This window comes from Streptomyces sp. NBC_01003 (genome assembly GCF_045162695.1).
Classification (GTDB): domain Bacteria; phylum Actinomycetota; class Actinomycetes; order Streptomycetales; family Streptomycetaceae; genus Streptomyces.
Map to the genome: position 1 here is coordinate 8,548,464 of NZ_CP108707.1, position 22,682 is coordinate 8,571,145.

Here is a 22,682-nt window from a genome sequence, read left to right on the forward strand (position 1 = left end):
TGGCGGAGGTCGGAGCCGCCTACAGAAACGCGGCGACGACAGGCCGGACGACGAAGCTGCTCTGCCGCCTCGACAGCCTTCAGCAATTACTGGAACAGGGAGCACTCATGTCTGCAGACAGCCGCTACGCCATCGTGGGCACCGGAAACATCGGTTCGGCGCTGGCGCGCGTCTTCGCCCGGGCCGGAGTCGAGGTCAGCATCGCCAACACCCGCGGACCGGGCTCGATCAGCGAACTCGCCGCCTCCTGGGGTTCCACGGTCCGGGCTGTGACGCTCACCGAGGCACTGGCGGGCGACGTCATCTTCATGGCCATCCCGTTCGGCGCAGTCGAGACGTTCGGCAACGCCCTGCCCGACTGGAACGGGAAGATCGTCGTCGACACCACCAACGCGCACTACGCGCCCAACGCGGGCGACATCCTCAAGGGTCGGCTCTCCTCGCAGTACGCGGCCGAGGTCCTGCCCGGCGCCCAGATCGTGAAGGCCTTCAACCACCTTCCCGCCCAGACGCTCGCCGCCGAAGTGCCCTCCGGCCAGGGCAAGCGCGTGGTCTTCGTCTCCAGCGACTCCGGGGAGGCCAGCTCCCAGATCGCCGAGCTCGCCCGCACGCTCGGCCTGTCGCCGGTGGAACTCGGCAGGATCGACGAAGGCGGACGCCTCATCGAGGTTCCCGGCGTACTGGTGCTCAGGAACTTCACCGAACAGCCCCTCACCTGATCGGCCGCGTTCCGCCTTCCACAGGCGGTGCGGCCGGCGCCGACGAGCCGTCCCGCCTCAGCGTCTGCCGTCACCGGGCCGCACCGCGGCGGCCGGCGCCCGGCCCGCGGCCGGGTTGCCGCGCAGCAGCGCTCTCCATCGATGAGACCGCACTTCAGCAATGCTCACGCGTGAGCAGCAAAACCCCTGGCACACCCATCCTCCACGGATGCCGGTCCCTCACAGCTCGGGCGGTCTGAATCACTCTCCAGAAAGGCATGACCCGTGTTTGTCTTCGCCGCCGTACTGAGCGTTCTGCTCGCCGTTGTCGGGCTGGCCGCCGGACTACCGAAAGCCCTGCTCAAGGGCAGCATTCCAGCCCAGTTGCAGTCTCCCGGAGGCTTCAGCGCCCCGCTGGTCCGGTTCATCGGGCTGGCCGAGCTGGCCGCAGCCGCAGGGCTCATCGCCGGTCTCTTCTGGCAGCCCATCGGCGTTGCCGCCGCCCTGGGATTCGCAGTCCTGCTCGTCGGAGCCGTCGGCTTCCACGCCAAGTCCGGCGACTACGCCAACCCCGAGACCCGCGGCAACGCGATGGCACCCATCATCCTCACCGTCATCGCGATCGCTGCCGCCGCCACGCTCGTCCTCGCCTCCTGACCAGCGCCTGAATCCGAGGCGCCACAGCTCACCTTCCGCCCGGCAAACCCGGCCGGGTGATCGCGAGACCGCCCTCGCCACGCGGACCGTCACCGATCATCCGCATTCCCGACCACTGCTACACCTGAGGAACATCCCATGGCCACTCTTCTGCACCTCGATTCCTCGCTGTTTTCCGGCGACGCCTCCTCCTCCCGCGCCGTGACCGCCGCCTTCCGCCGGACCTGGCAGGAGCACCACCCCGAGGGCACGGTCATCTACCGTGACCTCGCCACGAACCCCGTACCGCACCTCACCGCCGACGCCCACACCGCCGGCCAGACCGACCCGGCCACGCACACCCCCGCCCAGGCCGCCGCCCTCGCCCACCGGCTGACGCTGATCGACGAGCTGGAGAACGCCGACGCCATACTGATCGGCGCTCCGATGTACAACTACTCGATTCCCTCGCCCCTCAAGGCGTGGCTCGACAACATCGTCCTCGTCGGCCGCACCGCCGGCGTGGAAAGCTCCAGGCTCAAGGGCACCCCCGTCACCGTCGTCGCCAGCCGCGGCGGCTCCTACGCCCCGGGCACGCCCCGCGAGGGCTACGAATACGTGCAGAACTACCTCACGGCCGTTCTGGCCGACGCGCTCGCCCTGGACGTGAACTTCATCGTCCCGGAACTCACGATGGCCGTACACAACCCGGCGATGTCCCAGCTGATCCCCCTCTTCGAAGCCTCCCGCCAGCAGGCACTGGACGACGCAGCCTCCACGGCCAAGGCGATAGCCCACCGCATCGCCGCCTAGAAGCAGCGCCCTCCGGACGGCGGCCGTGAAGCACGATTCACGGCCGCCGTGGGCGAACTCCAGCGGGGACAGGCGGCTGGCTGCCCTCGAAGGAATTTCTCGCCCCGGAGGAGCTGGACGACGCGAACCGGCGAATCGACGAGGCGGCCGGCGCTGCCGGGCGGGACCCGAGCCGGACCAACCGGGTCTACAACCTGGTCGGTGACCGTTCGACTACACAGCGGGTCGACCTGCTGACGAGCTGGCCGGTCGAGCACGGCATGAACGGCTACATCTTCAGCGGCCCGGCCGACGAGTCCGCGCTGCGCCCCATCATCGAGAAGGTCGCGCCCGCCGTGCGCAAGGCAGTCGCAAAGGAGCATCGACGATGACACAGCCGCAGGCGGGAACTGTCGCCGGCCGCCAGATGGTGCAGCAGCTGCTGATGGCGCATGCGCCGCTGCGCAGCGACGTCGCCGCCCTGCGCAAGGGGCTTGAGGTGCTCGATGCGGCGACCACACGCACAGAGGACATTGAGGAGCTGCTCGGCGGTCTGACTGTCGCGGACCTCACCTGGCAGCTCAAGGTGGGCTGCCAGCATTTCTGCGCCCACCTGGACGCCCACCACACGATCGAGGACGCTCGGATGCTGCCGGTCATGCAGCACCGGTTCCCCGAGCTCAGCGGTCAGATCGGGCGGCTCCGGCGCGAGCATGAGGAGGTCAAGCAGATGATCGTGAGCATCCGCGCCGACGCGCGGCATCTGAACCCCAAGGACGAACGCTCCGTCCACGTGGTGCTGGAACAGATCGTCGCGCTTTCCGACCACCTCCAGGCACATCTCGACTTCGAGGAGCGCACCCTCTTCCCGTACTTCCTGCGGATGGACCACGGCTGGCACGCCTGAGCTGTCCTGGCCGGGAGCGTGAGTTTGGAGCCGCGGACGGCGGTGCCGCTGGGCCATGGAGGCTTTGAAGCTGGACGCTGAGCTTGACTCTGACACGAAAATAGAGGCTTCGTGCAGGTCAGGTCACCTCGATGGGTTCGAAGCGGATGGTCATCGTCGTGTCCCTGCGGTCGGCGGCGAACCGCTCGTTGGCCTCCCGCGGGTGCTCCCTCATCTCGTCGTACGAGTCGGTCACGGTCATACCGGCGCCCCCTTCTCGCTGCCCCCGCCGGTCGGCGGTGGCCTTCTCGAAGTACAACGACCCGCCCCGGACGGCGGATGCGGCGCTCACTCCTCCTGGCCGTCGTCATCGTCGAGGTCGACAGCATCCGGGTCGCGCAGGGGCCGCAGCCCCTTCACCGGCTGGGAGGCGGTGAAGCTGTAGCGGCCCAGGACGTTCAGATTCTTGTGCTTGAGCGGGGAGAGCCGGGCGACGTCCTCGTCGCGGATCTCGTAGCCCTCCGCGCGGAGCTGGGCGACGGCGGCGTCGATGTAGCGCGTCGTCCACAGGACCACGGCGTTCAGCACGAGCCCCAGCGCCCCGAGCTGGTCCTCCATCCCGTCCCGGTACGCCTGGTGGATGGTTCCCTTCTTGCCGTGGCAGATGTCGCGGGCGAGCTTGTGGCGGGATTCCTGCACCGTGAGTTGCTTGTGCATCTGGCGGCGGTAGGTGTCGTCGACCGGGTCGACGACGGCGAGCAAGTGCAGGGTCTTGGCGATGCGCCCGTACTCGGCGAACGCCTGCCCCAGCGGGGCGGGATGCCCCTCGCGGCCGAACATCCGCAGCAGGTCGTAGGCGCGGACCTGGTTGGTGACCAGGGAACCGGCGACCCGCAGCATGTCCGGCCAGTGCGTGATCACCTTCTTCACGTTCACCTTGTTCCGCGCGATCGCCTCCAGCGGCCCGTACCCGCCGGCCGTCTCGGCGCCGGGCATCTGGGCCTTCCAGAACCGCTGGTCTTGAAGGTCCTTGAAGCGCGGGGAGAAGCGGTAGCCGAGCAGCTTGAAGATGCCAAAGACCATGTCGGAGTAGGAGGCGTTGTCGGTGGCAACCATCTCCGGCTTCACCCCGCCGTCCAGGTTCAATAAAGCGTCCAGGATGAACAGGGAGTCGCGCGGGGTACCGGGCACCACCATCTGCCCGATGCCGATGACCTGGTCGTTGATGGCGTTCAGCCATGTGATGCCGGTCTTCTTCGCGAAGTACTTGGGTGAGGGTGCGGCGTTGATGGTGCGGACGGGGACGACGAACCGCAGGCCGTCGACGGAGGCCAGCAGGCCCTTGCCCCAGAACTGCACGATCGGCACCTGGGCCTGGGCGGCGATCAGGGCCGCGTTCGCCGCGGCGATGGTGTCGGCGCGCAAGTAGTACTGGTCGACGTGGACCAGCCGGGAGCGGGTCAGAGCCTCGTGGTTCGGGCTGATGACCGGGGTCATCCCGATGTTGCACGCCTCGCTCACCAGCAGGGCGACGACCGAGGTGGTCAGGTCCTTCATCCGGGTTCTGCCGTCGCCCAGATGCACGAAAGCGTCCAGGAACCCGGTCCATGAGTACACCTCGAACAGCAGGTCCGGCAGGTCGATCTTCGGAAGCATCTTCTCAACACGCTCACGCAGCCACTTCAGCGACTTCGGCTCACCGAGCGCATGGAGCTTCTCCACGTTCAGCTTCGCCCGGCCGTTCGGCTGCACCTCGATACTGATCTTCGCGTCGGCACCCGCCTCCACCAGGCGCTCGGCCATCTGCTTCCACGTCGCGTCCAGCACGGCGACCAGTTCCCGAAGGTGCAGTTCGGCGTCCTCGTCCAGGCTCAGGCCCGCAAGGACGTCCTCGCGCACCGCCTCCCACCCCTTGCCCCGAAGCAGCCGGGCGCGCGGGTCGGACCAGCGATGCGAGGGCGAGGCGAAGACGTCGCGGCGCCTCAGCGCGCCGAACAGCTGCTCCAGCACGCACACCGCGTACGCATCCCGGTCCACCGCCCCCTGCGGCAGCTCCGCGTTCGCGTACACCGCCTTGCGCCAGTGCGCCGGCACCAGCTTGTCGTCGACCTCGCGCGGCAGCAGCGGCTTCTCGCCCACCTTCCGCCGGGAGAGAGCCGGGAGCCGCTGCACACCGGTGAGGATCCGTCTGCCGGCCGGTGCCGCGTCCAGCGCCTTCGACTCACCCAGCAGCGACAGGAACGGCCTGACGGTGTTGTAGCGCAGCGCCAGCGCCCCACGCAGCGCGGCCTCCGCCGTGCCGTCGTCCTCCGGCACCAGGCTCACCACCGTGGCCGCCGCGCTGGAGAGCGCGGCCCGGGGCGCGACCTCCTCCAAGGCCCGCCACAGCGCGGCCACGTCGACATCGCAGCCGCTCGCCTCGATGAGCTCCAGCTCCTCGATGATCACCTTCGAGACCCGGGCGGTGATCCGTGCCGCCTTCTCCAACTGCGGCAGCGTGGACAGGCGCTGCTTGTCCGTGGACCGCCTCGCGGAGCTGATCAGCCGGGTGGCCATCAGGATCTCGAAAAGGTCCAGCGCGTCGTCGATCGCCTTCGCCTCCAGGTGGCGCATCACCGCGGTGAGCATCGCCGTGCGCTTGGGCTCCGGGGTCCGCTCCAGCTTCGGCGCCTTGGTGCCCAGCCCGTACCGGGCCAGCGCGGACAGCCGGTTCGGCGGAACCTGCTCCAGCTTGAGACGGCCCAGCTGGAAAGCGGCGATGTCCTCGACCCGCTGCAACGCGGCCTTCATCGCGGTGCCGGTGGTCCGCGTCGGCGGCCGGCGCATCCGCTCCAGCTCCGAATGCCGTTTGCCCTCCGGCGTCTTCAGCGTGGCGACCAGGTCGCCGGGCAGAGCCGGGTCCGCGCGCCGGGCCGCCCTGGCGACCGTGGCGTGCAGCCGCTTGTCCGCGACACCACGGACCTCGGCGACCTGCCGGGCCAGCACGCTCACCCCTGGCAGCAGCACCCGGTTACGGCGCAGCCAGCCCACCGCGTGATCGAACAGAGCCTTCGGCCCCTCCGCGTGCGCCGTCCACGCCCGGCCATGCAGGAACGCCCGGAACTTCCGGCCCTGGGCGTGGTCCTCGTACGAGTGGTAGCCGTACGCGTCACGTATCTCCCACGCGTGCTCGTACGGCGTCGGCCTGCGCTCGGTATACCGCTTGATCTGGGAGACATCCCCGATCCCCAGCTGCTCGGCCAGATGCTCGACGACAGGCCACGGCACCGCGAGGGGGTCCTCCAGGAACAGCCCGATGTACCGCACCGTGCACATCTGGAGCGCGAAGCCAAGACGGTTGTGGTCACCGCGCCGCTTCGCGATCAGCTTCAGGTCCTCGTCATCAAGGAAGAAGAACCGCTCCAACTCGGGCCTCGTCGGCTCCTCGGCGAACTTCCCATACGCCTCAGCCTGCTCATCAGTCAGAAATTCCACCGGCATGCGGCGGACCGTAACCACCCCCCACCAGCGATCGGGTACCTTCCGCCGAACCCCCGCACTGCACCGATCACCCGTGCTAGAAGCCCAAGATCAAGTGCTTAGCGTTACTGGCTGTTCAGCTGGTCCCCAAGGCCGATCACGTACATCCCGGTGAGTCGCTCGTTGGTCACGCTGCTCCCTCTTGTGTCGGTGTGATGTCTGCGGTGGTGCCTGCCGCCGCGCGCAAGGCGCGCAGTCGGGCGGGCGAGGCCAGGCCCGCGTGGTAGTAGCGGAATTGCTGCGCCCCGGCGGCCCGCAGCCGTGCCACTCGACGGGCGAGGTCGGCGGGGGGCTCGTCGAGGACGGAGACGTTGGCGATGACCGGGAGCGGGCTCGCGGCCACGGCGTGCTTGATGCGTGCCGCCGAACGGTCCTCGTCATCCCAGCACTTGACGACCACGGCGTCGGCGGGCCCGTCGAAGCGGCTCAGGTCGAGTCCGCTGTCGGGCCCTGTGACCTGCGGGTCGCCGTCCGCCATCAGAAGCAGTTCGCGGCCCGGCGCCTCGGCCGCGATCCGGTGTGTCAGATCCTCGATGACCTGCCGACGGTGGCCCAGCACGGCCCTCGCTGCCTGATCGCCGAGCGATTCGGCGAAGCTGTCCGGCACACGGCGCCCGTCCCGCAGCTCCGCGTCCACGGTGCGGCGCACGGCCGCGGCGACCACGGCCGGGTCCGCACCGGCGGCTGCGATGCCCCGGCGGCACGGCTCGCACAGACAGATCGACAGGAGGTTCCGGCAGCCGGCGCCGAGGTCGGCGCCCGCGGTCTTCTCGTGGTGGCTGCCGTGCTCGAAGCCGAGCCAGCCGCACGCCTCCAGCATCAGCGCGGGCACCTCGGCGCCGTCGTACCGTGCGCAGAACGACCGCACCAACTGCGTTGCGTACGCGACCACTTCGGGTTGCGCCGGGCACAGGGCGTAGCCGTAGCGCTCGTCGAACGCGTTGCGCACCGTCAGGTCGGGGGCTCGGTCCCCCAGCGTCGTGGCGTGCGTGAGCACCAGCCACGCCTCGACGCGCAGCCCCTGGCGGCGCAGCGCCGAGGCCGCCGTGCCGAACCGGTCGCTCACGTCGATGCCCCAGCCCGGTGCGGCCGGTCTGAGGCGCGTGCCGCGCCAGTCGTGCGGATCGAGCGGGAAGTAGGCGGCGGCGTGCGTGGCGTGCACGATGCGGTGGGCGGGGTGGTGCGGCGTCATGGCACGTACCGAGTGGTATGCGGCCTGGAGGGCGACGGAGCCCACGCCCAGCGAGGCGATGCGCTCGGCCGCCGCGGAGTCGCCCACCAGGTCCCAGGTGTAGGCGAACGTGCCGTCGAGTCGGGTGGAGCCTGGCGGCTCGGTGGTCACGGGGTCACTCCTTGGTGGCGCCGGCCAGGCCGCGCACGAAGTAGCTCTGGAAGAAGATGAAGACAACGAGCATCGGAATGACGGACAGCGTCATTCCGGCGGCGAATCCGGTCCAGTCCACGGAATGCTCGCCCTTGAAGGACAGCATCCCGACCGCGAGATTCTGCAGATCCGGCTGGCCCAGAGTGAACACCAACGGGATATTGAACTCATTCCAGTTGCTGATGAACTGGAAGATGACGACCACCGCGACAACGGGTTTCGCGAGCGGCAGGACGAGCCGGAACGTACGTAGGAACCCCGCGCCGTCGAGCTTCGCCGCGTCGAACAGATCGCTCGGCACGCCCGCGAAGAACCCGACGAACAGCAGCACGTACAGCGCGCCCGCCGCACCGGACATCGCCAGGATCACGCCGGCCCGGGTGTTCAGCAGACCGAGACTGTCCACGAGAACGAACTGGGGAATGATGATGGAGGCCACCGGCACGAACAGGGTGGCGACGATCAGCCGGTGCAGGGCCTTTCGGCCGGGGAATTCGTAGCGGGCCAGAATGTAGCCGCACAGCGCCGACTTGAAGAGTTCGATGAGCGTGGAAACGACCGCGTACACGACCGTGTTGAAGAAGAACTTCGAGAATCCGGCATCCACCCAAGCACGCCGGAAGTTGTCGAAGTTCCACTGGTCGGGCACAAGGCCGGCGCCGCCGGTGAAAAGGCCGTTCTGCGTCTTGAACGCGCCCGTGACGATCCACAGGAACGGATAGACCCAGATGAGGCCGATCACGATGAGCAAGGGCAGCGCGACGAGGTTGGCCCGCGCGGGCCGCGAGAGACGACGAGGCATCAGACTCCATACTCCTTCCGCAGCTTCTGCGCGCGGCGCACGAACAGGCCCTGGCTGGTGACGAGGAGGAACGCCATGACGGAGAACAGCAGGGCCGCGGCCGAGGCGTATCCGTAGGCGAAGGGCATCGAACCGAACGCCTGCTTGTAGATGAAGTACGAGACGACGTACGTGCTCGTGCTGGGGCCGCCGCCGGTCAGCGTGACGACGAGGCCGAAGACGTGCATGGCGTTGACCAGGGCGAGCATCACGATGACGACGGCCACCGGGCGGATCAGCGGCAAGGTGATCCGGGTGAGCTTCTGCCACTCACCGGCTCCGTCGAGGGCCGCTGCCTCGTACAGCTCGTCGGGCACGTTCTGCAGCGCGGCCATCCAATAGATCATGTACTGGCCGAACACCTGCCAGACCGAGATGAGGATCAGGGCCAGCATCGCCGTCCAGCGGTTGGCGAAGACATCGGTCGTGCCGTCGGTCAGGCCGAGGCTGTGCAGTGCGGAGTTGAGCGCGCCGTTGGACGGGTTGAGCAGATACGTGAAGACAAGGCCCGCCATGGCCACCGGGATGATCAGCGGCGCGAAGAAGACGGTCCGCAGCGCCTTCTTCGCCCGCAGCCACTTCCGGGTCATCACCAGGGCGGCGAGCAGCGAGAGCGGCAGCTTGATCAACGTCGTGCCGAGGGCGAACAGCAGGGTGTTGACGACGGCCTGCCAGAACAGCGGATCGCCGAGGACGCGGCTGTAGTTGCCGCCGCCGACGAAGTTGTTCAGCGGCCCGGTGCCGGACCAGTCGAAGAACGAGTAGGAGACCGTCGCGATCAGTGGCCACAGCGTGAACCCCAGATACAGGACGAGGAAGGGCACGAGGAAGGCCGCCACCCACAGCCGGTCGCGTCCTTTGGCGCGTTCACGGTTCCCCTCCGGCGGCAGCGCGGGCCGGCGCCGGCGCGCCCGGCTGCGGAGGCGGACGGAGGTGGAGGCCGCGTCGGGTGGACGCGAACTGGTGGGGGCGAGAGCCATGTGAGGTCCTTTGCGGTCCTGGCCGAAGTCCGTCTGACGGGGCGGTGGGTGGCTATTCGGCCGCTCGGTAGTCGGAGGTGTACGACCAGTCGGGGAACGTGAAGCAGTCCATGGAGACCTTCAGGCCCTTGGCCGCCTCCTTCTTGAGCTCGGAGGTGAGGGTCTTCTGTCGCTGATCGACGATCCGCCCGGCCTCGGCTCCCAGTGACGTGCCGGAGTTCAGCGCCCCGGTCATCGCCTCGTACTCCCAGGTGGGCCGCTGGCCGATCGCCTTCACATACGCCGTGGACCTGACCAGGTCGGGGCACTTGGCGAGGGGCAGCGGCAGCTTCACGCGGAAGGCGGGCTCATCGGCGATGCGCATGATCTGCTGGATCGCCGGATCCTTGATGTAGCGCTTGTTGTCCGCGAACGCCAGGGTTCCGAAGCCGCCCGCCAGGTACTGCTTGGCGAAGTAGCCGTCGGGCTGCGTCATCCAGTCGAGGAGCGTCCAGGCGGCCTTGGACTGCTTGCTGTCCGCGCTCACCCAGTACTTGTTGCCGTCGGGCTGGCTCCACAGGGAACCCTTGCTGCCCGAGTCGGGGACCGGATGCGCGGCCACCGTGTACCCGGAGGAGTCGAGGCCGAGGGTCTTGAGCACCGACGGCAGCCAGGTGCCGTCCATCATGATCCCCGCCTGGCCCGCTGCGAACTGCTGCCGGGAGAAGTTCTTGTCGTTGTTGCCGGGAGCCAGATAGCCGTCCTTCTTCAGCTCCTGGATGAACGAGAACACCTTCTGCGCCTGCGGTTCGGACAGCGAGAACGTGCCCTTCCTGTAGTCGAAGAACAGGTCGTTGGTCGTGTACTCGCCCGAGGCCAGGGCGTAGAAGATGCGCTGGAAGTCGACGTCCTTGGTGGGCGAGGCGATGCAGTACGCCTTCGTCTTCTCCTTGATACGGGCGCAGGCGCTCTTCAGGTCGGACCAGGACTTCGGCGGCTTCGCGGTGTCCAGGCCCGCGTCCTTGAAGACCTTCTTGTTGAGGAACATGTAGCCGGGGCCCCAGTAGGTGCTCTCCGACAGGGGGAACCCGTAGGTCTTGCCACCGAGTTGGTTGACGCCGTCGGTGAACGAGCCCTTGGGTCAGCGCTTCGTGAAGCTTGCGGGCAGCGCGGCGCCGCCGTTCAGCGGCTGGATCCACTTCTGGCCCATCAGCTGGGACATCGCCAGCGGGCCGTTGTCGCTCCAGTAGAAGATGTCCGGCCCCTGGTGGCTCTGGAAGGCCAGCGGGAGCGTCCGCTTGTACTCGTCCTGCGCGATCGACTGCCACTGCACGGTGATGTCGGGGTGCTGCCGGTGGAACTCCTCGGCGACCTTCTTGTGGAAGTCCGTCTGCTCCGCCGAGTAGTCCCAGATCTTCAGCGTGGTGCCCGAGCTTCCCGAACCTCCGCCGCATGCCGCGAGCAGCGGCACCACCAACGCGCAGGCAAGCGCCAGCCTGCCGCCCGCCGTGGATGCCCGCGCTCCGAACGCTGTCCCCATGCCCATTGGTCGGCTCCTGCTCTGTCGAGACGGCGGCCGTGACGGCCCTGACGTGCCTGACCGTCCTGTACGTGCCTGACGGTCCTCGGGACTGAAGCGCGGCTGACGTTAGGGCGCATCACTGGGTCGAGCAAGCGTTTTCACAGACGGAATTTTGTCGATCACGCGCGTCTGTCTGCCCACGTAGCTACTGACCTGCAAAATTCCCCGAGTTCTCGATATGGAGGTCGAGGGCAAGGTAAGTTCAGGGAACGCTTTCACGCGGAAGGAGCAAGTGGTGAAGGTTCTGGTTCTCACGAAGCCGTTCGGGGATGCGCCGCCGCAGCAGCTGGCCGACCGCCTGGCGCAGGCCGGTGCGGACGGCGCGGATCTACTGGTCAGGGACGGGCACACCGTCACACCGGACACGGTGGGGCGCATCGCCGAGACAACCCGGGCCCTACGGGGCAACGGACTGGACCTGGGCATGGTCAGCACGGACCTGACCACGGCGGACCGCGAGGCGGAGCGCGTCATCGGGCACTGCGCCGAGGCAGGGGCGACACTGCTGCGGCTCGGGTTCTACCGCTACGACGCGCGAATCGAGCACGCCGCAGCCGTCGACAGGGCCCGCCGGGACCTCGCCGGCCTCGCCGAGCTCGCGGCACGTCACGGCGTCCGGCTCGTACTCGCCCTGCACCACGGGACGTTGCACCCCTCGGCCGCACACGCGGCACGGCTCCTGACCGGCCTCGACGGCATTCACGTCCACCCCGACCCCGGCAACCAGGCCAAGGAGGGCAGCGAGCACTGGCGCCTCACCCTTGACGTGATCGGCGGCCCGGGCCGGGTCGGCTGCGTGGGCGTGAAGAACGCGGTGTGGGAGCCGGAGGCGCGCCCCGGCGAATGGACCTGCGTATGGCAGCCGCTCGCCGACGGCGGTGTCGTTCCCTGGCACACGATCCTGCCCGGGCTCGACGCGCTCGGCTACACGGGACCGCTCTCCCTGCACGTCCACTACCCGACCGACGATCCGTTCACCGCGGTCCGCCGGGACGTCGCCCACCTGCGCGGACTCCTGCTCGGAGCGGGGCGCGGCGCATCGGCCGACAGCACGACGAACTAGGCTGGCGAAAGAGGATGGGCAACGGGGAGCTGGCTTTGGTTACTTCAAAGGTTCCGGACGCGAAGGACGGCTCCGGGGCGTCCGCGGGGGCGCGCCGCGCGGCGCGGGAGCTTGCGGAAAAGTCCGGACCGGAGAGCCCGGCAGGCCCGTCCGCCGGGCGGAAGGGCGCCCGTCCGCGGCGCGTGACGATCACGGACGTCGGCACGGCGGCCGGAGTGTCCACGTCCACCGTCTCCCGGGTGCTCAACGGCACGGCCCGCGTCGACCCCGAACTCGTCCGCCGGGTGCACGACGCGGTGGCCGAACTCGGCTACCGGCCCAATGCCGCCGCGCAGGGGCTGGCCCGCGGCGAGGCCGGTGCCATCGGCGTTCTCGTCCCGGACCTGGCCAACCCGTACTTCCCCGACGTCCTCAAGTCCGTTTCCGCGGTGGCCCGTTCGCACGGGCGGCGGGTGATGGTGATGGAGTCGGACGAGGACGCGGCGAGCGAGCACGAACTCGCGGAGGACCTCATGGGGTGCTGCGACGGCGTGCTCCTGTGCTCCCCGCGCATGGAGCGCACCGCACTGGTCGATCTGGCCCTGCGCGGCCACCACGTGGTCCTGGTCAACCGCATCGTTCCCGGGCTGAACATCCCGTCGGTCTCCGCCGACTTCTACGGCGGAATGACCCTGGTCTGCGGACACCTCAGCCAGCTCGGACACCGCCGGGTCGCTTATCTCAGCGGGCCCGAGGCGTCCTGGGCCAACGCGGAACGCATCCGCGCCTTCGACGCCGCCGCGGCGTTCGGGGTCGAGGTCACGGTGATCCCCTGCGGCCACACGGCCCGGCACGGGTACGACGCGGCGGGCGCCGTGCGCGCCCTGGACGTCACCGCGGTCGTCGCGTACAACGACCTCGTGGCCCGGGGCGCGGCGAGCGCACTGGAGGAGTCCGGCCTGCGCATCCCCGACGACATGGCGGTCATCGGCTGCGACGACATCTCCCCCCTCGACGACCTGCCCGGTTCACGCCGGCTCACCACCGTCTCCATGGCCCGCGACGACCTGGGCCGTCAGGCCGCCGAAACCCTGGAAGCGCTGATGACAGCCTCGGGCGACACGGAACCCCGACTGATCCCGATGGAACTACGAGTACGCGAGACGAGCGCGGCCCCGTCGACGCGGTCCCGCTGAGCCGAGCAGCAGAACACCGGTGACTCCCGTCGACGGTCGCGATGGGCAAGGCCGATCGCTTGGCGTGGCCGTCGACCGGATGAAGGCGCCGAACCTCGACGTGCAGGACCCCAGCTCGGCCCGGCCATGGTCGTGGACCAGAAGGGGCAGGGGGCACACCGGCTACCCCCCACTCCCACTGTGAGGCCCTAGCTCAGTGTCTTGAGTGCCGCCGCGTCGTACGGCGTCAGTTCGTCGAAGCGGCCCGCCAGGACCTTCGCCGCCCACTCCGGGTCCTGGAGCAGGGCGCGGCCGATGGCGACCATGTCGAACTCGTCGCGCTCCAGGCGGTCGAGGAGGTCGTCGATGCCCTTGACCGCGGAGCCCTCGCCCATGAAGGCGCGGATGAAGTCGCCGTCGAGGCCGACGGAGCCGACCGTGATGGTGGGCTTGCCGGTGAGCTTCTTGGTCCAGCCCGCCAGGTTCAGGTCCGAGCCGTCGAACTCCGGGTTCCAGTAGCGGCGGGTGGAGGCGTGGAAGGCGTCGACGCCGGCCGCGGTGAGGGGGTTGAGGATCGCCTCGAGCTCCTCAGGGGTCTCGGCGAGCCGCGCCTCGTAGGCCTCCTGCTTCCACTGCGAGTAGCGGAAGATCACCGGGAATCCGGGGGAGACGTTCTCGCGGATCGCGGCGACGATCTCGGCGGCGAACTTCGTGCGGGCCACGGCGTCGCCACCGTAGCCGTCGGTACGGCGATTGGTCCCGGCCCAGAGGAACTGGTCGAGCAGGTAGCCGTGGGCGCCGTGCACCTCCACGCCGTCGAAGCCGATGTGCTCGGCGTCCTTGGCGGCCTGCGCGAACGCGCCGATGACGTCGTCCAGGTCGCCCTGGGTCATCGCCTTGCCCGTGCCCTCGGTGCCGTCGATGCGAAGGCCCGAGGGGCCGACGGCCGGGGCCTCGGCGAAGGGCGGCTTGCCCTGCTGGCGCACCATGCCGATGTGCCACAGCTGCGGCACGATCGTGCCGCCCGCCGCGTGCACGTCCTCGGCGACCTTCGCCCATCCGGCCAGCTGCTCCTCGCCGTGGAAGCGCGGCACCCGGTCGCTCTCGCCGGCCGAGTCGTGGCCGACGTAGGTCCCCTCGGTGACGATCAGGCCCACGCCAGCGGCGGCGCGGCGGGAGTAGTAGGACCGAACGTCCTCGCCCGGGATGCCGTTCGGCGAGAACATGCGCGTCATGGGCGCCATCGCGATGCGGTTCGGGACTTTCAGGCCGTTCAGCGCGATCGGGCTGGACAGGATCTCGGCAGCGCGGGAAACGGGCGACGCGGCATCAGTCACGGAGTGCTCCTCTTAAGTACCAGTCGGTATGTGCACAAGCATGGAATCCGCGTGTGCCAACCGTTCCGGCCTCCATGACATTCCGCAGGCCAGCCGCGCCCTCCTGTGATCCCGGCCACGGTCCCGGGACCCGGGCCCCTTCGTCTGGATCAGGCTGGGCTCGCGGGGTCCGGCACGCACTTCCCCGAGCTCTCGGCGTCGCTCGAGCAGGGGGGACCCCCCCATGACCCCGCTCCCTGATCCGGCCCGATCCGGACGAAAGGCGCTAAGGCTGGTCGACGACGGCGCTGAGGGGTGTCGAGGCGAGTCGCTCCTCGTGGTCCAGGACGACGAGTCTCCGGCCCTCGCCGGTGGTTCCGACGAGGACCAGGTCGTCCATGGCCGGGTACCAGAGGTCGTCGAAGTGCTCCAGGAGCCGCTCGGGCGCGAGCCGTACCGCCACCCCGTCCCCGGGCCACGCGGCCAGCACCTGGCCCTCGACGTCGCCGAGCTCGGCACGCAGCAGCGCGCACGTCTCCGGCAGCGTCATCTCCGAGACGTCGACGACACCGGAGGCCTGCCGCAGCACACCGGCCAGCGGGGCGAGTGTCCCTCCCAGGAGTGCCAGCAGCTCTTCGTAGGCGCCGAGGTCGGGCGCGGCCCCGATGGATTCCAGCGTGGCAGTGAGACGGGGTGGCATGTCTTACTCAGTTACCTTCCAGAAAGTTCCCGGCATTGTCCTGCCAGGGTGCCCAGCCGATGTAGCGGGATCCGGGAGTGGTCGGGTCGTCCGGATACCAGTCGTGTCCGTACACGCCGCCGGCTCCCTTCTTCCCTCCCGACCAGTCCCAGTAGTTGACGTGGCCGTCCGGCCCGTCGATCCGCCAGCCACGCATCTTGTCCGGAGTCTGCTCGCCGATCAAGGTGCCCGTGCCCTCGCCCGTCTTCGGGTTGTGGTCGTACATTTTGATGGAGTCCGCGCCGAGATCGCCGCCGGCGTGCTCCCTGGCGGCGCTGACGGCCCGGTCGTAGTTCGACCAGGAGTAGTCGTAGCGGCCGATGGACGGCTTGGTGTAGCCCCGCGGATCGTCGGGATGGTCGCCGCCCTGCGGCTGCTTCTTCGGCCCGTCACCGTCGTATTCCGGCGCGAGGCCGAGCGGGTCGCTCCAGGTGTGCGGGTTGTCGACGTACGCGGCAGGGTTCGGCGCAGGTGTCAGGCCGAGCGGGTCCGGGGTGAGATAGCGGCCGGTCTGTGGGTCGTAGTGGCGGAAGTAGTTGTAGTGGAGCCCCGTCTCCGGGTCGAAGTACTGGCCGGGGAAGCGCAGGGGCGTGTACGTCGCGCTGTCAGCCGTCCAGGTCGTGGTTCCCCAGAGGGTGCTGCGCGCGTGCCAGGCGACCCGGCCCTGCTCGTCGACGAGTTCGCTCGGGGTGCCGACGAGGTCGGTGACGATGGCGAAGAAGCGGGAGTCGATCTCCGTCTGCGGCGCGTCGGCCGCGTGGATGCGCTCGGTCTGGGCGAGCGGGCGCCGGCCCACGTGGTCCCAGGTCAGGGTGACCGGGTGCGGGAACTGGGGTGCGCTGGTGGTCTGTTCGCAGAGTGTGCTGCCGTCCCAGGTGAAGACGGTGCGCTCGACGACGGTCGCGCCGTCCGCGCCGATGCGCAGCTTGGCCGTGCGCCGGCCGAGCGGGTCGTACGTGTAGCGCCACCTGGTGCCGTCCGGTGTGACGACCGAGACGAGGCGGTCCTCGGCGTCCCACTCGTAGCGCCACGTGTCGGGTTTACGGGAAAGGCGGGTCTTCTGCCGCAGCGTGATGCGGCCCAGCGCGTCGTGCTCATAGCGGACGTTCCCGGCGCGGGTGATGCGGGTGCCCTGGTAGGCGCGGGGGCCGGTCGCCTCCTGGCCCGGATGTTCGGCGGGCCAGGACGCCGAGGTCTGGTTGCCCGCGGTGTCGTACGCGTACGTCTCGGTCCAGCCGGCCGCGTGCACCGCGGTGACCCGGCCCGCCGCGTCCAGGTCGAAGCGGCGGGCGCCGCCGAGCCGGTCGTCGACGGCGGTGAGGTGGCCGTCGGCGCGGTAGCTGTATTCGCGGTGCTGGACGGTGTGGCCGTCCGCGTCCGTCACCGACTGGGCTGACAGCCGCCCCAGCGGGTCGAAGGCCTGCTCCAGGGTGATCGTCGCGCCGATGTGCCGGGCCGTCTCGCGGCCCGCCGCGTCGTAGCGCAGGTCGACGGCGCGACCGGACACGACCAGGTCGGTGCGGCGGCCCACGGCGTCGATGGACCAGGCCGTGGCACCGCCGGTGGGAGTGGTGCGGCCGGTGCGGCGGCCCAACTCGTCGTATGCGTAGGTGAGTTCGCGGCCGCCGACGGTCTCGGAGCGGACGCGGCCGTGACGGTCGCGCAGGATGCTCACATGGCAGCCGTCGGGGCCCGTCGCCTGGGCCAGCTCGTCGGTCACGTCGTAACCGAAGGTCGTGACATGACCGTCGGCGTCCTTGCGGACGATCTGGCCGAGCGCGTCGCGTTCCAGGGAAGTCGTCTGCCCGAGCGCGTTCGTGCGGGCGACGAGCCGGCTCGCGGCGTCATGGGCGTAGCTGAGTGTGCGGCCGTCGAAGTCGGTCTCCGATGTCAGGCGCCCGGCCGGGTCGTAGACGTAACTCCAGGTCAGGCCCTGCGGGTTGGTGACCTTGGTGAGCCGTAGTTCGTCGTCGTGCTCGAACTCGTGGCGGACGCCGTCCGGGGAGGTGCGGGCGGTGAGCAGGTCGAAGTGGGTGTACTCGTGGCGCGTGACGCCGCCGAGCGGGTCGGTGTGGGTGACGCAGTTGCCCTCGCCGTCGTACGTCCATGACTCGGCGGTGCCGTCGGGCCGGACACGGCGGGTGAGCCGTCCCTCGACGCTCCATTCCAGACGGGTCGTCGCGCCGGTCGGATCGGTGAGGGCGATGGGCCGGCCGAAGGCGTCGCGTCCGTAGCGGGTCACGCCGCCGAGCGCGTCGGTGATCTCGACGGCGAGCCCGGCGCGGTCGCAGCGCACCCGGGTCACGTGCCCGAGCGGGTCCGTGACCGCAGTGAGGTGACCCGCCTCGTCATACGCGTAGTGCGTGGTCCGCCCCGAAGGGCCCGTGGCCGAGATCCGGTTGCCGCGCTCGTCGTAGGCGTAGCGGTGCGTGGCGCCGTCGGGACCCTTGAGCCGGGTCAGGCGCCCGGACGCGTCGTACTCGGCGTGCGTCTCGCGTCCGTCGGGGCGCCGGACGAGGACCGGATTGCCGTCGTCGTCGTAGCGGTGGTCGACCGTGTGGCCGAGCGGGTCGACGGCGGTGAGCAGCCGGTTGCGGTGGTCACGGGTGAAGCGGGTGGTGTGGCCGAGCGGATCGGTCTCGGCGACGATCTGGCTGGCGCTGTTGACGAGGAAGCGGCGCGTATGGCCCTCGCCCGTCGTGGTCGTGGTGACCCGGTGACCCGTCGCGGGGTCCGCCTCGCCGTAGGACAGGCGCAGGCTCATGTGCCCCTCCGAGCCGCGTTCGGAGACACACCGGTCCTGCTCGTCGTACGCATATGTGTAGGAGCGGTCGTTGCTGTCCGTCCACGACGTGACGCGGCCGCGCTCGTCGTAGGTGAACCGCAGGGCGGATCCCGAGGAGTTGAGGACCTCGCCGAGGTGGCCCGCCGCGTCGTATCCGTAGGCCTTGACGACATGCGTGGCGCCGGACGGTCCGGCGAGACGCAGGGCGGTGACACGGCCGTCGGCGGTGGTGAGTTCCAGGTGGTAGCCACCGGAGGCGACGATGCCGAGCGGTGTGCCCTGCTCGTCGTACTCGAAAGTGAGCCAGTTGCCGTTGCGGTCGTCGATCTGTTCCAGCACCGCCAGGCCCTCGGCCCGGTCCGCGAAGTGCCGGACGCGGCCGGTGCGCCGGTCGGTGACCGTGTAGCCGCCGTCGACACGGTCCAAGGGCCAGGCGGGGCCGTGCGTCGGCAGGACCGGGACGCCGGGGGCGGGGTGCGGATAGCTGAGCAGCAGGCCGTCCTCGGTCACGAAGACGACGCCCTCGCCGTCGATCTCCAGGCGCTGGTCGACGGTGGACGACCACGACGGGCCGAACCACTTGCCCAGGCGGTAGCCCGACTCGACGCGCCGCGTGAAGACCAGCGGCAGGGTTCCGGGCAGCACGACATCGGTCTGCGGCAGATACATCCGGCCCGTGGCCATGTCGATGGGGTCGGAACCCTTGTTCTCCACCGAACTCTCGGTACGGCCGTGCTGGTTGGGGCCGTCCGTGTGACCCGCGCCCCGCTCACTGTCCCGCACCGTCCTGCGCGCCGCGTTCTCGGCGACGTCCTTCGCCCCCGTCCTGAGCCCGAGCCGCAGCCCGCTGCGCGCGAGGCCCGCGCCTTTGGTGCCGATGAGTTCGGGGATGAGGCGCCCGACGAACTCGGAGGGGTCCTTCTTGAAGCCGTCGACTGCGGCGGTGACGATGCGTTCGGGGTGCGCGGCGGTGGAGACGAGGCCGGAGAGCGTCATGGAGACGTTCTGCATGTACGCGGCCGGGTGCGTGAGGTTGTATGGGTCGGTGGGGTTGAGGCCGCGGGCGAAGTTGACCAGTCCGGCAGTGCCTTTGAGAGCGCCGCCGACGACGTGGGTCAGTTCGGTGTTGTAGGCCTTGTAGCCGTCGACGACGGTGTTGCCGAGCCGGTCGAGCGGCGGGGGTTCGGCGGGAGCGTGCGCGAGGGCCGCCTTCACCTTGCCCTGGGCGTCGGAGGCCGCGGTGTTGCGCTGCTCGCGCGCTTCGGTGAGCGTCTCGTGGGCCTTCTTGATGTCGGCCTTGCCGGGGTCCTGGAAGGGCTCGGGCTTGGCGCCGGGGTCTTCGTTCGCCTTGATCTTGGCGTTGTAGGCGTCGACCTTCTTGTTGTACGCGTCGACCGCGTCCTTCGACGCCTGCTGCCCCTTCTTGTACAGCTCTACGGCTTCCTTGGCCTTGCCCTGTGCCCACTTGACCGTGTCTGCGTACGCGTCCAGCGCACCCGCCGCCTTGTCGCAGGCGTCGGACGCCTGGGCCCACTTGGTGGGGTGCACGCCGAACTTCTTGCGGAAGGCATCACCGCCCTCGCCCGCCCACCCGGACGAGTCGACCTTCCTCATCCCCTGCGAGACGTGGTCGAACGCCGTGTGGAAGTCCTTGAGATGCTTCGCGGCCTCACGGATCTTGTCGGGGTTGCCGTGGACGAGTTCGTTGGCCTCCTCGGTCTGTCCGAGCTGCTGCTCGCCGGGCGTGGCACCGAGGTCCGAGGCGACATCGTCGCCCCAGTCCTCCACGGCGTCGGCCGCCCCGTGCAGGCCGACGTAGTCCAGCCCGTCGCCGACCTTGTTCGTCGCGTAGTCGACGCCCTCGCCGACCTTCTTCTTGCCCGCGTCGATGAGGTCCTCACCGGCCGAAAGCCCTTTGTTGATACCGCCCTTGACTCCGTCGACGAGATCACCGAAACCCATCAGCCCTCACCCCCGCCCTGCTGCTGTCCGGCGGCCTCGGCCCGTTCCTCGGGGGAGGGGCCGAAGGTGTCGTCGAGCATCTGGTCGTACTCACCGTCCGAAACGCCGAGGGCGTTGTGCAGGTTCTCGGGGTTGAGGCCCGCGGGGCCCAGCGTGTGTGACGTCATGACGTCGCGGCCGGCGTCCTTCCAGCCCTGGCCGCTGTTGGCCATGGCCTGGTCGAAGGATTCCTTGCTGTAGTCCACGCCGCCGTACGCGCCCGACGTGGCGATGTCGCCCCAGCCCTTCTGGGTGACCTCTTCCTCGGAGGCGTACGGGTTCCCGATCGCGGCGTTCGTGACGACCTTGAACGATCCCTCGACGTACTGCTCGGTCTCGTAGTACGTACCGGCGGACAGGCCGGTCTTCACCGCGAACCCGTTGCCCTCGTTCACCAGCGAGCGCACGCCCCACTCCCAGCGCTCGCAGAACGACTTGAACTCCCCGGTCAGCCCTTCGTGCCCCAACTCCAGGCCGGACAGGGCGATGTCCCCGAAGCCGCGCCCGGCCCCGGCCTCACCGACCATGCCGAGCTCCTTCAGCTCGGCCAGGGCCTCGGTCAGACCCTTGGCGATCAGAGCCAGGCCGCCGGTCTTCAGATCCTTGCCGCCGCCGCCACCGCCTCCGTCGCCGGTCATGCGCTGCCCCTCTCGCCCTCGTCACGGTCGACCGCCGCCTCGTCCGGCACGATGCCCCGCACCGGCGGAAACACCATGCCGTCCGGCCCGTCCGCGCAGTCGAGCGCCACCCCGCACGGCACTCCCGCCGCCGGCACCGCCACGTCGAGCAACCTGGCGCCGAGGATCGTCCGGTAGGTCCATTCCCGGCTGAACTCGCCGCGTGCCTGGGCGTAACGGGCCATTGCCTGCTCGTCGGAGAACGCGAGGATGAATCGGATGCCGTTGAAATCCGCGGTCAGCAGGCCGCGTTCGTCCTCGGTCCCGGGGAAGTCGCCCAGCGGAACCAGTACCGCCGTACGCCGGAACTCGCCGAGCAGCCGAAGGAACTCGCGCCGCCGCGTGGTGACTTCAGGATCCTCGGGTACGGGTTCCTGTGCGACGGGCTGAGTCTTCTGCGCATCCGGCTCGGGATCGGGCTCGGGCTCTTGAGCGGCCGGAACCGGCTCTGGAACCGGCTCGGGAACCGTCTCCGAAGCCGGCGGTCTCTGCGCAGGTGTCGCCGGTGCCTCTGTCATATCCGCGTAGTCAGCGAGGCGTGACCTCGGAATCGAGTTCCCGGGCCGCTCGTCCGACTCGCCCCCGTACTCAGACATAAGCCCCATCATCACGAGTGCATGTTGACGACCGCAACGGTGCTGCTGTCACACCCCTGTCACAGTGCGGGGCGCGGGGCCGGCCGGAGGGGCTGGCCCGGCGGACGGTGCGCGCGCTACCTTCGATGGCTCGGTCGACGGGGGAACGGGGGTAGGTTGTGCTGGCGAACGTGGTGATGCTGTGGGTCGTCGGCCTTGTCTGTCTGGTAGCCGCCGCGATCGGTGAGACCGTGAAACTGGGCGGCTGGGAGCTGCCCGCGCTGACCTCGCGCAAGACGCGAATTCCCGTCGCACTCATCGGAGTTGTCGCTCTCGTGCTGGGCCTCGTCGCGTTCGTGCACAGTTCGTCGGGCTCGACGCCGGGCGGTGCGGCGGCCGGGTCCGGGGTCTCGCCACCGCCGCAGCGTGATGATCCTCCGCCGGCCGACCCGACCACGAGCGAACCCGCCTCGCCATCGCCGTCCCGGTCTCCTTCCCCCGCCCCCTCGCGGCCTCGTGCACCGGAGTCGTCCCCGCCGCCCGCGCCCCCTGCCGACTCCACGCCCCTGCCCCCGCCGGTGATCGGCGTGCACTTGTGCGGCTCGGTGCAGCTGAACGGCGAGACGCGGGGCGACGGCACGGACATGACCACGGGGTGGTTCCTCGACTCCGTCCCACCGTCGCGCGCGCCCCTCGGTGACCTGGGCCTCGCTGGGTCGAACGCGGTCGCGGGCAACGCGCTGGCGCGCTGGTCCGGCAGGGGCGCACCGAGCGCCCGCCAGTGCGGTGACCTCCTCGACACCCAAGTGGGGCAACGTCAGTTGGACGTACAGGAGGGTGTCACGGGCTGTCTCAGGACGGAGGGCGGGCGCGTCGCCTCCTTCACGGTGACCGCAGCGCCGGGGGCGCTGCAGATGACGCTCGCGGTCGTCGTCTGGCAACGCGCGTAGGCGATCCGCCGCTCGCGCATGCCCGGAGATCCCGGTCATCGAGACGCTGGGACATGCGGCCGAGACGGAAGGCTATTCAGCGGCTCATTCGATCTCCCTACGGTTGAGACATCAAGCAGGGCGCC

General features: G+C 69.5%; 17 protein-coding genes and 1 pseudogene. 7 read left to right on the plus strand and 11 right to left on the minus strand.

What is annotated here, in order from left to right:
- Positions 1-107 precede the first annotated feature (107 nt).
- The 4 genes from OG698_RS39065 (at position 108) to OG698_RS39080 (ending at position 3,033) form a co-directional block, all read left to right on the plus strand.
- Positions 108-719 (plus strand): NADPH-dependent F420 reductase, encoded by a 612-nt coding sequence (locus OG698_RS39065; protein ID WP_406108750.1) that lies wholly within the window; start codon positions 108-110, stop codon positions 717-719.
- Positions 720-983: 264 nt separating this feature from the next.
- Positions 984-1,355 (plus strand): DoxX family protein, encoded by a 372-nt coding sequence (locus OG698_RS39070; protein WP_057582123.1) that lies wholly within the window; start codon positions 984-986, stop codon positions 1,353-1,355.
- Positions 1,356-1,493: 138 nt separating this feature from the next.
- Positions 1,494-2,147 carry an FMN-dependent NADH-azoreductase gene (locus OG698_RS39075; RefSeq protein ID WP_406108752.1) on the plus strand — a complete coding sequence of 218 codons (654 nt, stop codon included), beginning with the start codon at positions 1,494-1,496 and terminating at the stop codon, positions 2,145-2,147.
- 367 nt (positions 2,148-2,514) lie between these two features.
- Positions 2,515-3,033, plus strand: a complete 519-nt coding sequence (locus OG698_RS39080) for a hemerythrin domain-containing protein (RefSeq protein WP_406108754.1) — start codon at positions 2,515-2,517, stop codon at positions 3,031-3,033.
- Positions 3,034-3,151: 118 nt separating this feature from the next.
- Here the strand turns inward: OG698_RS39080 and OG698_RS39085 are convergent, their stop codons facing one another.
- The 6 genes and pseudogenes from OG698_RS39085 to OG698_RS39110 all read right to left on the minus strand — a co-directional run bounded on the left by OG698_RS39085 (position 3,152) and on the right by OG698_RS39110 (position 11,261).
- Positions 3,152-3,364, minus strand: coding sequence for a hypothetical protein (locus OG698_RS39085; protein ID WP_319645164.1), 213 nt, complete (start codon positions 3,362-3,364; stop codon positions 3,152-3,154).
- A complete protein-coding gene (locus OG698_RS39090; protein ID WP_406108755.1) occupies positions 3,361-6,492 on the minus strand; it encodes a Tn3 family transposase in 3,132 nt (1,043 codons plus the stop codon). Before OG698_RS39090 ends, OG698_RS39085 begins: the two co-directional genes overlap by 4 nt.
- A 166-nt stretch (positions 6,493-6,658) precedes the next feature.
- A complete protein-coding gene (locus OG698_RS39095; protein ID WP_406108757.1) occupies positions 6,659-7,873 on the minus strand; it encodes a hypothetical protein in 1,215 nt (404 codons plus the stop codon).
- 4 nt (positions 7,874-7,877) lie between these two features.
- Entirely contained in the window at positions 7,878-8,717 is an 840-nt protein-coding gene (locus tag OG698_RS39100) for a carbohydrate ABC transporter permease (protein WP_406108759.1), read from the minus strand.
- Positions 8,717-9,736 (minus strand): carbohydrate ABC transporter permease, encoded by a 1,020-nt coding sequence (locus OG698_RS39105; RefSeq protein ID WP_406108761.1) that lies wholly within the window; start codon positions 9,734-9,736, stop codon positions 8,717-8,719. Before OG698_RS39105 ends, OG698_RS39100 begins: the two co-directional genes overlap by 1 nt.
- Positions 9,737-9,788: 52 nt before the next feature.
- A pseudogene (locus tag OG698_RS39110) lies at positions 9,789-11,261 on the minus strand (ABC transporter substrate-binding protein).
- Between the two features lie 271 nt (positions 11,262-11,532).
- Here OG698_RS39110 and OG698_RS39115 point away from each other — a divergent pair.
- Together OG698_RS39115 and OG698_RS39120 are read left to right on the plus strand one after the other, a co-directional pair.
- Entirely contained in the window at positions 11,533-12,360 is an 828-nt protein-coding gene (locus OG698_RS39115; protein WP_406108762.1) for a sugar phosphate isomerase/epimerase family protein, read from the plus strand.
- A gap of 35 nt (positions 12,361-12,395) precedes the next feature.
- Positions 12,396-13,535: a LacI family DNA-binding transcriptional regulator gene (locus OG698_RS39120; protein ID WP_406108764.1), complete on the plus strand. Its 1,140-nt coding sequence runs from the start codon at positions 12,396-12,398 to the stop codon at positions 13,533-13,535.
- 188 nt (positions 13,536-13,723) lie between these two features.
- Here OG698_RS39120 and OG698_RS39125 read toward each other — a convergent pair whose 3' ends face one another.
- The 5 genes from OG698_RS39125 to OG698_RS39145 form a co-directional block, all read right to left on the minus strand.
- Entirely contained in the window at positions 13,724-14,851 is a 1,128-nt protein-coding gene (locus tag OG698_RS39125; protein ID WP_406108765.1) for an NADH:flavin oxidoreductase, read from the minus strand.
- Between the two features lie 265 nt (positions 14,852-15,116).
- Positions 15,117-15,530: a hypothetical protein gene (locus OG698_RS39130; RefSeq protein ID WP_406108767.1), complete on the minus strand. Its 414-nt coding sequence runs from the start codon at positions 15,528-15,530 to the stop codon at positions 15,117-15,119.
- A gap of 7 nt (positions 15,531-15,537) precedes the next feature.
- Positions 15,538-20,316, minus strand: a complete 4,779-nt coding sequence (locus OG698_RS39135) for a putative T7SS-secreted protein (RefSeq protein ID WP_406108769.1) — start codon at positions 20,314-20,316, stop codon at positions 15,538-15,540.
- A complete protein-coding gene (locus OG698_RS39140; protein WP_406108771.1) occupies positions 20,316-20,993 on the minus strand; it encodes a hypothetical protein in 678 nt (225 codons plus the stop codon). Before OG698_RS39140 ends, OG698_RS39135 begins: the two co-directional genes overlap by 1 nt.
- On the minus strand, positions 20,990-21,550 hold the full coding sequence (locus OG698_RS39145; RefSeq protein WP_406108773.1) for a hypothetical protein: 561 nt from the start codon (positions 21,548-21,550) through the stop codon (positions 20,990-20,992). Before OG698_RS39145 ends, OG698_RS39140 begins: the two co-directional genes overlap by 4 nt.
- A 236-nt stretch (positions 21,551-21,786) precedes the next feature.
- On the opposite strand from OG698_RS39145, the gene OG698_RS39150 reads away from it, so the two are divergent.
- Positions 21,787-22,557 carry a hypothetical protein gene (locus OG698_RS39150; protein WP_406108775.1) on the plus strand — a complete coding sequence of 257 codons (771 nt, stop codon included), beginning with the start codon at positions 21,787-21,789 and terminating at the stop codon, positions 22,555-22,557.
- Positions 22,558-22,682: the final 125 nt, after the last annotated feature.

Coding starts and splice junctions, on each gene's coding strand:
- OG698_RS39065 (WP_406108750.1), top strand. CDS start 108: ATGTCTGCAGACAGCCGCTACGCCATCGTGGGCACCGGAAACATCGGT.
- OG698_RS39075 (WP_406108752.1), top strand. CDS start 1,494: ATGGCCACTCTTCTGCACCTCGATTCCTCGCTGTTTTCCGGCGACGCC.
- OG698_RS39080 (WP_406108754.1), top strand. CDS start 2,515: ATGACACAGCCGCAGGCGGGAACTGTCGCCGGCCGCCAGATGGTGCAG.
- OG698_RS39090 (WP_406108755.1), bottom strand. CDS start 6,492: ATGCCGGTGGAATTTCTGACTGATGAGCAGGCTGAGGCGTATGGGAAG.
- OG698_RS39100 (WP_406108759.1), bottom strand. CDS start 8,717: ATGCCTCGTCGTCTCTCGCGGCCCGCGCGGGCCAACCTCGTCGCGCTG.
- OG698_RS39105 (WP_406108761.1), bottom strand. CDS start 9,736: ATGGCTCTCGCCCCCACCAGTTCGCGTCCACCCGACGCGGCCTCCACC.
- OG698_RS39130 (WP_406108767.1), bottom strand. CDS start 15,530: ATGCCACCCCGTCTCACTGCCACGCTGGAATCCATCGGGGCCGCGCCC.
- OG698_RS39135 (WP_406108769.1), bottom strand. CDS start 20,316: ATGGGTTTCGGTGATCTCGTCGACGGAGTCAAGGGCGGTATCAACAAA.
- OG698_RS39140 (WP_406108771.1), bottom strand. CDS start 20,993: ATGACCGGCGACGGAGGCGGTGGCGGCGGCGGCAAGGATCTGAAGACC.
- OG698_RS39145 (WP_406108773.1), bottom strand. CDS start 21,550: ATGACAGAGGCACCGGCGACACCTGCGCAGAGACCGCCGGCTTCGGAG.